This window comes from Elioraea sp. Yellowstone, assembly GCF_006704265.1.
GTDB lineage: Bacteria > Pseudomonadota > Alphaproteobacteria > Acetobacterales > Acetobacteraceae > Elioraea.
In genome coordinates this window covers 1-9,487 of the sequence record NZ_VIKA01000125.1, presented here as the reverse complement: position 1 = coordinate 9,487, position 9,487 = coordinate 1, and the positions used below count along the sequence as shown (strand labels likewise).

General features: G+C 71.8%; 11 protein-coding genes. 2 read left to right on the top strand and 9 right to left on the bottom strand.

The window, feature by feature from the left end:
- From FK498_RS14760 to FK498_RS14730, 7 genes are all read right to left on the bottom strand, one after another.
- Positions 1-946, bottom strand: a 946-nt coding sequence (locus FK498_RS14760; protein ID WP_141855827.1) for an FAD/NAD(P)-binding oxidoreductase, incomplete at its 3' end; no start/stop codon positions are given.
- A complete protein-coding gene (locus FK498_RS14755; RefSeq protein ID WP_141855825.1) occupies positions 943-1,245 on the bottom strand; it encodes a (2Fe-2S)-binding protein in 303 nt (100 codons plus the stop codon). The genes FK498_RS14760 and FK498_RS14755, both read right to left, overlap by 4 nt.
- Positions 1,226-2,347: an FAD-binding oxidoreductase gene (locus tag FK498_RS14750; RefSeq protein WP_141855823.1), complete on the bottom strand. Its 1,122-nt coding sequence runs from the start codon at positions 2,345-2,347 to the stop codon at positions 1,226-1,228. Before FK498_RS14750 ends, FK498_RS14755 begins: the two co-directional genes overlap by 20 nt.
- The gene (locus tag FK498_RS14745) at positions 2,344-3,156 is read right to left on the bottom strand and encodes an ABC transporter permease (protein WP_141855821.1); all 813 of its coding nucleotides are present in this window, start codon (positions 3,154-3,156) and stop codon (positions 2,344-2,346) included. Before FK498_RS14745 ends, FK498_RS14750 begins: the two co-directional genes overlap by 4 nt.
- Positions 3,153-4,013: an ABC transporter permease gene (locus tag FK498_RS14740; protein ID WP_141855818.1), complete on the bottom strand. Its 861-nt coding sequence runs from the start codon at positions 4,011-4,013 to the stop codon at positions 3,153-3,155. Before FK498_RS14740 ends, FK498_RS14745 begins: the two co-directional genes overlap by 4 nt.
- Positions 4,010-5,053, bottom strand: a complete 1,044-nt coding sequence (locus tag FK498_RS14735; RefSeq protein WP_141855816.1) for an ABC transporter ATP-binding protein — start codon at positions 5,051-5,053, stop codon at positions 4,010-4,012. The genes FK498_RS14740 and FK498_RS14735 overlap by 4 nt, the downstream gene beginning before the upstream one ends.
- A gap of 54 nt (positions 5,054-5,107) precedes the next feature.
- Entirely contained in the window at positions 5,108-6,142 is a 1,035-nt protein-coding gene (locus FK498_RS14730) for an ABC transporter substrate-binding protein (RefSeq protein ID WP_141855814.1), read from the bottom strand.
- 131 nt (positions 6,143-6,273) lie between these two features.
- Between FK498_RS14730 and FK498_RS14725 the strand changes: the two genes are divergently transcribed.
- Complete coding sequence (locus FK498_RS14725) at positions 6,274-7,170, top strand: LysR substrate-binding domain-containing protein (protein WP_141855812.1); 897 nt, start codon at positions 6,274-6,276, stop codon at positions 7,168-7,170.
- Positions 7,171-7,305: 135 nt separating this feature from the next.
- On the opposite strand, the gene FK498_RS14720 is transcribed toward FK498_RS14725, so the two are convergent.
- A complete protein-coding gene (locus tag FK498_RS14720) occupies positions 7,306-8,283 on the bottom strand; it encodes a cyclase family protein (protein WP_141855810.1) in 978 nt (325 codons plus the stop codon).
- Positions 8,284-8,745: 462 nt separating this feature from the next.
- Between FK498_RS14720 and FK498_RS14715 the strand changes: the two genes are divergently transcribed.
- Positions 8,746-9,036, top strand: a complete 291-nt coding sequence (locus tag FK498_RS14715) for a hypothetical protein (RefSeq protein ID WP_141855808.1) — start codon at positions 8,746-8,748, stop codon at positions 9,034-9,036.
- Between the two features lie 136 nt (positions 9,037-9,172).
- Here the strand turns inward: FK498_RS14715 and FK498_RS14710 are convergent.
- On the bottom strand, positions 9,173-9,487 hold a 315-nt coding region (locus FK498_RS14710; protein ID WP_202614871.1), incomplete at its 5' end, for a transposase.

Sequence of the window (9,487 nt, the reverse complement as noted above, 5' to 3'; positions counted from 1 at the left end):
CGGCAAGCCGGCCGAGCGCGCGCGCGGCCTGCCAACCGCCGATCCCCGCGCCGTCGCCGGCGATCGCGATCCGCTCGGCCGAGCTCGCGCCGAACGGGTCGATGCGCGGGCGCCAGCAGAGCTGCGCCTCGTCCCAGTCATGCGCGAGGCCGAGCGCGAGCGGGACCTGCACGTTCGGGATCACGCCCTCGTGCAGGAGCAGCGTCGCCGCGGCGCGGCTGCCGCCGTCCCACACCACGCGCTCGAGGCGATCGGTCCCCTCGGCGCGCAGGCCGCGCACGCCGCGGATCACCGGCACGCCGGCACGCGCGACCGCGCGCATCATCGCCAGCCCCTTCATCACCCAGGCGCGGCCGCGCCACAGCCCCGGCAGATGCGCGAGCGCGGCCGCGGTCGTGCCGGTGCGGCGCGTCTCCAGGATCGCCGCGGGGGGCGCGCCGGCCGCGGCGAGCTGCTGCGCGACCAGCCAGAGCAGCGGTCCCTGGCCGGCCAGCACGGTCGGCCCCGCCGGCACCGCGGCGGCGGTCTTGAGCAGGATCTGCGCCGCGCCGGCGGTCATCACGCCGGGCAGGGTCCAGCCCGGGATCGGCACCGGCCGCTCCAGCGCCCCGGTCGCGAGGACGACGCGCCGCGCCGCGAGCCGCGCGGTCCGGCCGCCATGCGCGAGCGACAGTTCCCCGTCCGGATCGAGATGCCAGAGCGTCGTACTCGGCAGGTAGCGGACGCGGCTTGCGCGGAGCCGCGCCGCCTCCGCCCGGCCGGCAAGGTAGTCCCCGCCCAGCGTCGCGGCCGCCTGCGCGCGCTCGACCCCACGCCAGATCTGCCCGCCCGGGGCGGGCTGCTCGTCGATCAGCGCGACCGCGAGGCCGAGCCGGTCCGCCTCCAGCGCCGCCGCGAGCCCGGCCGGGCCGGCGCCGACGACGGCGAGATCGACCCGATCCGTCATTCCGCGTCGGTCTCGATCGCGCGTGCGCCGCGCTGCGGCCTGATCGTCATGCCCTCGCGCACCTCCACCATGCAGGCCTGGCGGTTCGGCACGCCATCGATCTCGGCGAGGCAGTCGAAGCAGACGCCCATCATGCAGTAGGGCAGGCGCTTCGCACCGCTCACCGGCGTCTCGCGGATCGCGGCCAGCCCTGCGGCGAGCACCGCGGCGGCGGCCGAGGCGCCCTCGGGCAGCGCGACCTCGCGGCCGTCCACGCTCACGCGCACGGTCGCGCGCGCCTCAGGCCGCAGCCGGAACATCGAAGCGGGCGGCGGTGAAGGGGGCGAGCATCGGATCGAGTTCTCCTTCGGCGATCATCGGCGCGAGGGCGAAGGCATGGGCGGCGGCGAGCGTCACCCCCGAGTGGCAGTTGGCGACGAAGGCGCCCGGGCAGGTGCGGGACTGCTCGTAGATCGGGAACCCGTCGGCCGACATCACACGCAGCGCCGACCAGGCGCGCACGATGTTCAGATCGGCGAGCCAGGGGAAGGAGGCGACCGCGCGCGCGGCGATGGTCGCCATCACGTCGGGGCTCTGGCTGAGGTCGAAGCCCGCGTCCTCCTTCGAATCCCCGAGCATGATCGTGCCCTCGCCGGTCTGGCGGATGAAGGTCGTCGGCAGCGGCAGGATCTGGCGCGCGCGCTCGGTCACCAGGACCTGGCCCTTGTTCGGCACCACCGGCGCGGCGAGGCCGAACAGCGGCGCGAGGGCGCGGTTGCCGAGCCCGGCGGCGAGGACGACGCGCGAGGCGAGGATCTCGCCCGAGGGCGTGCCGAGCCGGAAGTCGTGCGGCCGGGCGGTCGCGGCGGCGATCCTGGCGTTGGGCAAGTAGCGCCCGCCGGCCGAGACGAAGGCGCGGTGCAGCGCGTGCAGCAGCTTCAGCGAGTTGACGTGGCCGTCATAGGGCGTCCAGGTCGCGCCGATCACCTTCGGGCCGATCCCCGGCAGCATGTCGGCGAGCTCGCTTCCTTGGATCAGCCGGTACTCGTAGCCGTGGTTGCCCGCGCCCTGGCGCAGCCGCTCGAGCAGCGCAAGGCGCTCCTCGATCTCGGCGTCGCTGAAGCAGAGATGCACGCCGCCCGGCTGGTGCAGCTCCGTCTCGATCCCGGTCGCCTCGCCGAGCGCGTCGCGCAGGCGCGGCCACTCGGCGGCGGAGAAGCGGGTCCAGCGCGTATACGCCGGCTGGCCGTCGCCCTTGCCCTGCACCCAGACGAGCGCGAAGTTGCCGCGGCTCGCGCGGAAGGCGACGTCGCCCTCGTCGAGCAGCGCCACCGCGAGGCCCTGGCGCGTCAGGCCCCAGGCGATCGCCGAGCCGACCAGGCCGCCGCCCACCACGGCGGCGTCATAGACCTGCGCCGTCATCGGTCGTCCTGCCCCACCGCCCGGCCGGCGAGCAGGCGCTCGATGCCGTAGAGCCGGTCGAGCACGATCAGGAAGAGGACGGTCAGGGCGATCACGGCGGCCGAGACCGAGGTGACGAGCGGATCGATGTTGTCCTGGATGTAGAGGAACATCCGCACCGGCAGCGTGGTCGTGCCGGGCGCGGCGATGAACACGGTCATCGTGACCTCGTCGAAGCTCTGGATGAAGGCGAGCGCCCAGCCGCTCGCCACCCCGGGCGCGATCAGCGGCAGGGTGATGCGCCGGAAGGTCGTGAGGCCCGAGGCGCCGAGCGAGACCGCGGCGTTCTCGATCGCCCGGTCCATCCCTGCGGCGGAGGCGAGCACGAGGCGGAGCGCGAAGGGCAGCACGATCACGACGTGGCTGATCACCAGCCCGGCGAAGGTGCCGCCCAGGCCGATCTCGGTGAAGAAGCGGAGGAAGGCGATGCCCAGCACCACGTGCGGGATCATCAGCGGCGAGAGGAACAGCGCGGTGATCGCCTCGCGGCCGGGGAAGCGGTGACGCGCGATCGCGAGTGCCGCCGGCACCGACAGCGCCACCGCGATCGCCGAGGAGAGCAGGCCGAGCCAGAGGCTGGCGAAGAACGCGTCGACGAACTCGGGATAGCGCGCGATCGCGCGGAACCAGCGCAGCGACCAGGTGTGGGTCGGGTAGGAGAGGAAGCCCTCGGGCGTGAAGGCGACCACGCAGACGACCACGATCGGCGCGAGGATGAAGACGATGAACAGCGCGTGGAAGGTGAGCGCGATCCAGCCGTTGCGGTTCATTCGAACACCTGCGCGAAGCGCCGTTCCACCAGCCGGTTGGCGGCGACGATGATCGCGGCGAGCGCCACCAGCAGCAGCACCGCCACGGCCGCGCCGAGCGGCCAGTTCAGCGTGTTCAGGAACTCGTCATAGGCGAGGGTGGAGGCGACCTTCAGCCGCCGCCCGCCGATGATCGCCGGGGTGGCGAAGGCCGAGGCGGCGAGCGCGAAGACGATGATCGCGCCGCCGAGGATGCCGGGGATCGCCTGCGGCAGCACGATCCGCCACAGCACGGTCGCCCGGCCCGCGCCGAGCGAGACGGCGGCGTCGTCCACGCGCGGATCCATCCGCTGCAAGGACGCCCAGACCGCGAGCACCATGAAGGGCACCAGCACGTGGGTGAGCGCGATCACGACGCCGGTCTCGGTGAACATGAACCTGACCGGCTCGGCGACGAGGCCGAGGCGGAGGAGGACGATGTTGACGAGCGCGGTCTCGCCGCCGAACAGGAGCGCCCAGCCGAGCGTGCGCGCGACCACCGAGATCAGGAGCGGCCCCAGCACGATCAGCAGGAAGATGCCCTTCCAGGGGCTGCGCATCCGGTGCAGCACATAGGCCTCGGGCGCGCCGATCAGCGCCGCCGCGACCGTCACCAGCACGGCGATGCGGAAGGTGCGCAGGAACATCTCGGCGAAGTAGGGGTCCTCGATCACCTCGCGCCAGTTGTCGAGCACGATCACCGTCTCGATGCCGGTGAACTGGCCCCAGCGGTGGAACGAGAGCAGCAGCGTCATCGCGATCGGGATCAGCACCACGGCGACGAACAGCAGGAGCGCGGGGCCGACCAGCAGCCAGGGTACGACGCGGCGCGCGATCATGGCTCCGCCCGCCGCACCGCCATGTCCTGCGGCGACCAGGTGAGCCCGACGGCCGCGCCCTCGCGCGGCATCTCCGCGCCGGTGTTCTGGCGGATCACGAGCACGGTGCCGGCGGCGGTCTCGACCGAGAGCATCCAGTGGCTGCCCTGGAACACGCGCGCGGCCACGGTGCCGGCGAGTCCGGCGCCCGCGTCGGCGAACGCGATCCGCTCCGGCCGGACGGTCGCGATGGCCGGCCCGGGCGCCGCCCCGTGTGCGGGCAGGGCGAAGCCGTCGAGCACGAAGACCGGGCCGTCCGCGCCGTCGCGCACCAGGCCGGCGAGGAGGTTGGTCTTGCCGAGGAAGCTCGCGACGAAGGGTGTCGCGGGGCGTTCATAGGCCTCGTGCGGCGGCGCCACCTGCTCGATGCGGCCCCGGTTCATCACCGCGATCCGGTCGGACAGCGCCATCGCCTCGCCCTGGTCGTGCGTCACCAGCACCGTCGTGGTGCCGAGGCGGCGCTGGATCTGGCGCAGCTCGATCTGCATCTCCTCGCGCAGCTTGGCGTCGAGATTGGACAGCGGCTCGTCGAGCAGCAGGATCTCGGGGCGGATCACCAGCGCGCGGGCCAGCGCCACGCGCTGCTGCTGCCCGCCCGAGAGGCGGCGCGGGAAGCGGTCCTCGAAGCCGGCGAGACCGACCAGAGCGAGGGCCTCGCGCACGCGCGCCTCGCGCTCGGCCCGCGGCACGCGCCGCATCTCGAGGCCGAAGGCGACGTTCTCGGCCGCGGTCATGTGCGGGAAGAGCGCGTAGGACTGGAACACGATGCCCAGGCCCCGCCGGTTCGGCGCGACCCCGGCGAGATCCTGGCCGCCGAGCAGGATCCGCCCCGCGGAGGGCTCGACGAATCCGGCGATCATCTGCAGCGTGGTCGTCTTGCCGCAGCCCGAGGGGCCGAGCAGCGAGACGAACTCGCCCTGGCCGACCGTGAGCTCGAGCCCGTCGACCGCGAGATAGGGGCCGAACCGCTTGGTCAGGCCCTCGAGCGCGAGGAATGCCATGGCGGTGGGGTCAGCCCGGCGGCGGCGCGAGGCCGCCGCCGATGCCGTCGGGGATCAGCGCTCGACCTCGCGGTTCCAGCGCCGCGTCCAGGCGTCGCGGTTCTGGTTGATGACGTCCCAGTCGACGTTGATCAGCTTCGCCGCCCGCTCGCCCACGGGCGCCATCGGCATCGCCGCGGGATCGACCGGCGCGCGCCGGTTCACCGGCCCGTAGCCGTATTCGCGCGCGAGCAGGGCCTGCAGGTCGGGCTGCACCACCGCGCGGACGAACTCCTGCGCGAGCGGCGTGGCGTTGGCCTTGGCGATCGGGCAGATCGCCGCGAGCAGCGTCACCGTGCCCTCCTTCGGATAGACGAAATCGACCGGGAAGCCGGTCGCGGCGAAGGATGCCACCCGGCCGGTGCCCCAGACCGCGAGCGCGGCCTGGCCGGACTGGAAGAGCTCGGTCATCTTGCCGGGCGAGGGCTCGTAGGCGAGCACGTTCGGATTGACGCGCTCCTTCATCGCCTTGAAGCCGGGCTCGATGTTCGCCTCGCCGCCGCCGGCCATGCGCGCGAACATCACCAGCGTGTGCAGCCCGTAGGTGTTGTTGATCGGCGGGATAACGATCAGGCCGCGATACTTCGAATCGGCGAGATCGTTCCAGGAGGTCGGCGGCGCCCAGCCGCGCTCCCTGAAGTACTGTGTGTTGTACATCAGCCCCGTGCCGACGATGCCGACGCCGACCGCGCGGTCGCCCGGGAAGCGCGCGGCGGGGACGATGTCGTCGGCCGGCAGCGAGGAGATCGGCGCGCAGAAGCCGAGCTGGATCGCCATGTACATCGGGCCGTCGTCCATGAAGGCGACGTCGATCTGCTGGTTGGCGCGCTGGGCCTGGAGCTTGGCGAGCGTGTCGGTGCTGTTGCCGGCGACGTACTCGACGCGGACGTTGTGGCGCGCCTCGAAGGAGGGAATGACCTCCTTGCGCATGGTCTGTTCGAAGCTGCCGCCGTAGCCGGCGACGTAGAAGGTCTGCTGGGCGGCGGCTGGCGCCGCGGCCGCGAGGCCGATCGCGCCGGCGAGCAGCAGGCCACGCAGGTTGGTGATCATCCCGACCGTCTCCCTTTCCCGTTCCTCGCACCCGATCGTTGCGGTGGGCGCGGGGCCAGGATCGTCAGGCCCGGCCCATACGTCAAATTCCGATTCCGGCCAAGTCGATGCCGTGATGTTATACGGGAGCCATGCCGCTCAACCCGCGCCAGGTCGAGGCGTTCCGTGCCCTGATGCTGACCGGCTCGACCGTGCGCGCCGCCGAGATGATGAAGGTGACGCAGCCGGCCGTGAGCCGCCTGCTGCGCAGCCTGCAGGACGGGCTCGGCCTCGTGCTGTTCGAACGGCGCGGCAGCCGCCTCGTACCGACCCCCGAGGCGATGTCGCTCTACAACGAGGTCGAGCGGTCCTTCGTCGGGCTCGACCGCATCGCGGCCGCGGCGGCGGAGCTCCGCTCGCGCCGCGCCGGCGTGCTGCGGATCGCCGCCCTGCCCGCGCTCGCCAACGGGTTCCTGCCGCGTTTCGTCGGACAGTTCCTGGTCGACCGGCCCAAGCTCGATCTCGGCGTCTACGGCCTGCTGTCGCACCTGGTGCTGGACTGGGTTGCGTCCGGCCAGTGCGATCTCGGCTTCGCCGCCTCGGCGCTCCATCATCCCGCCGTCACCGCGCGCCCTCTGCTCGAGACGCGCATGGTCGCCGTCGTCCCGTCCGGGCATCGCCTGGCGCGCCGCCGGCGTCTCGGGCCGCAGGACTTCGCCGAGGAGGACTTCGTCTCGCTGAGCCCGGGCGCGTCGTCGCGCCACCAGATCGACGCGGTGTTCGCCGCGGCCGGGGTACGGCGCCGGCTGAGGATCGAGACGCCGCTCTCGGAGATCCTGTGCGGCATCGTCGCCTCGGGGGCGGCGGTCGGCATCGCCGACATCTTCACGGCGCGCGAGTACGAGGGCACGGGCCTAGTGGTGCGGCCCTTCGAGCCGCCGGTCACCTTCTCGATCGCCGCCGTCTGGGCGACGCATCGCGGCCTCTCCGCGGTGGCGCGCGAGTTCCTCGAGGCCTTCGCGGCGCAGCTGCGGCAGGCGGGCCGATAGCGCGGCCCCCGATCAGGGGGGGCGCCGGATCGGGAGCTGTGCCGGAGCCGGTTCCGGCAGGTCGGAACCGGCTCCAGGGATTCCCCGGCGCGCATCTTCACCCGATCGGGTGAGTCCACCTGATCGGGATCTGCGCTAGAGGATCGCCGTGGGCGCGACCGTGCTGCCAGTGCCGCCCTTCACCTTCAGGGGCTGCATCACGAAGGCGAATTCGCCCTGCCCGGCCTGGGCGAGCTCGTTCAGCCGCAGATTCTCCAGCAGATGCACGCCGTTCACCACCAGCGCGATCTGGTGCACCGGCAGCGAGGCGTGCGGCATCGTTTTGCTCGGCGCCACCTCCACCGGCCAATTGTCAGCGCCGAGGATGATCGGCTCCTGGCGGATCAGCCACTCGGCGGCCGCCACGCCGATGCCCGGGCAGCTGCGCACGTAGCGCGCATTGTCGGTGCCCCAGTGGGCGTCCCACCCGGTGCGGATCAGCACGACGTCGCCGCGCTCGATGCGCAGGTTCTGGCGCGCCATGGCCTGCTGGAGATCCTCGACCGTGATCTCGTAGGTATCCTCGAGCGTGCGCACGCCCTTCAGCCCGGCGACATCGATCAGCACACCGCGTGTGAACACCTGGCCGATGCCGTCCACCCCCATCCTCGTCAGACCGCCGCGCGACGAGATCTCCGGCACCTTGACGCAGTTGTAGGTCTCGTCGCCGATGGTCTGGTGCGGGAACGCGTCGAGCTGCGTGCCGACCTGGCCGATCTCGGTGATCACGATCTCCTCGTTCGAACCGCGCCGGTTGGCCTGCGGGTTCATGAACATCTGCTTCAGGTGCACATCGAAGCGGCGCGTGCCGAAGAACGGCATGGAGGATTCGAGGGTTTGGCCGAGCTCGACCACCCGGCCCGTGCGGATCAGCGCGGCCGCCTTCCTGACCTGCTCCGCCGTCTGCAGGTTCATCGCCCCGCGCGTGTCGGCAGCCCCCCATTTCGACGGGCAGCGCTCGGAGGCCGGAGGCGGCGACCAGGGTGCCTGCGCGGAGGCCGCGGTGGCGCGGAAGCCGGCGGCCAGCCCCGCGCAGGCGAGACAGTGCGCGAACAGTCGGCGCGAAAGCGACATGGCGTCTCCTTCCCGATGTTACGTTATCTCATTGCGTGGCCGTGATGGCCTCGGCAACGGTAGCACGCGGCGCGGCGCGCACAATCGGCAAGCCCAGTGCAGTGCTGGGCGGGTGGCGAGAGACGGCCGGGCGATGGTGCGTCGCCCGTGCGGAGGCCCGACGCCACGGCACCAGAGCCGGTTTCGGCCTGTCGGAGCCGGCTCCGTGATCTCCTGGCGGCCTCCTCCCCCGATCGGGCGCATCCATCTGATCAGGATCTGCGCTACCCGGGACGATGACCGTTGTCATCCAGTCTTCACGCGCTTCGGCGGGCCATTCGGCTAGTAAGCCATATTGGTTATGGGAGATTGCCGAGCCGGGGCCGAAGGTTGGCGTGTCTCGAAGATCGGCGAGGTGCGAGACCCACGCGCGGCACGATCCCAGCGTGGGCCGCCATGACAGCGAGTCGGGAGAGGAGCAGCATGGTGCGTTCGTTTGTGATCGCGTCGGTGGTGATGTCCGTGCTCAGCGGTGCTGCGGTCGCGTCGGGCCCGGCAGCCCTGGGCAGTCCGCATGATCGTGCGGGATATTTCACCGCGATCCGCGACGGTCGGCTCTGGGTGTTCCGCAAGGACGACAGGAAGCACATCGACGAGTTCATGCAGAACGGCGAGCTCGGCAGGATGGTCGCCCGGATCGGCGCCGGGCCGAACCGGATGACCATCCGTGCGCCGGACGCCGAAACCATCGATGGTTACCTGGCCGCGCGTTAGCCCGGCAAAGCCTGGGTGATTGCCGGCCCGAAGAACGGATGTGGCCCCTCGGAACCGCTGGTGAGCAGGGTCGTGTCCCGGGGAGTGGTGTAGCAGCTCGGCCGATCGCGATCTCCGGCGGGTGATGGCCGGTGTGTCAGGCGGCCACGGCGGGCAGCCTGACGAGGGGATCGTCGCTCAAGGGCGCGATCGTTTCCAGGGTCATGTAACGGGCGCGCTGGACGGCCCATTCGTCGTTCTGCTCGAGCAGGATGGCGCCGACCAGGCGGGTGATCGCGTCCTCGTTGGGGAAGATGCCGACGACGTCGGTGCGGCGCTTGATCTCGCCGTTGAGGCGCTCGAGCGGGTTGGTGCTGTGGATCTTCGGGCGATGGTCCTTTGGGAAGCTCATGAAGGCCAGGACGTCGGGCTCGGCCTCGTCCATGAGGCCGGCCAGCTTCGGCAGCTTGGG

Coding starts and splice junctions, on each gene's coding strand:
- FK498_RS14745 (WP_141855821.1), bottom strand. CDS start 3,156: ATGAACCGCAACGGCTGGATCGCGCTCACCTTCCACGCGCTGTTCATC.
- FK498_RS14725 (WP_141855812.1), top strand. CDS start 6,274: ATGCCGCTCAACCCGCGCCAGGTCGAGGCGTTCCGTGCCCTGATGCTG.
- FK498_RS14735 (WP_141855816.1), bottom strand. CDS start 5,053: ATGGCATTCCTCGCGCTCGAGGGCCTGACCAAGCGGTTCGGCCCCTAT.
- FK498_RS14720 (WP_141855810.1), bottom strand. CDS start 8,283: ATGTCGCTTTCGCGCCGACTGTTCGCGCACTGTCTCGCCTGCGCGGGG.
- FK498_RS14750 (WP_141855823.1), bottom strand. CDS start 2,347: ATGACGGCGCAGGTCTATGACGCCGCCGTGGTGGGCGGCGGCCTGGTC.
- FK498_RS14715 (WP_141855808.1), top strand. CDS start 8,746: ATGGTGCGTTCGTTTGTGATCGCGTCGGTGGTGATGTCCGTGCTCAGC.
- FK498_RS14755 (WP_141855825.1), bottom strand. CDS start 1,245: ATGTTCCGGCTGCGGCCTGAGGCGCGCGCGACCGTGCGCGTGAGCGTG.
- FK498_RS14730 (WP_141855814.1), bottom strand. CDS start 6,142: ATGATCACCAACCTGCGTGGCCTGCTGCTCGCCGGCGCGATCGGCCTC.
- FK498_RS14740 (WP_141855818.1), bottom strand. CDS start 4,013: ATGATCGCGCGCCGCGTCGTACCCTGGCTGCTGGTCGGCCCCGCGCTC.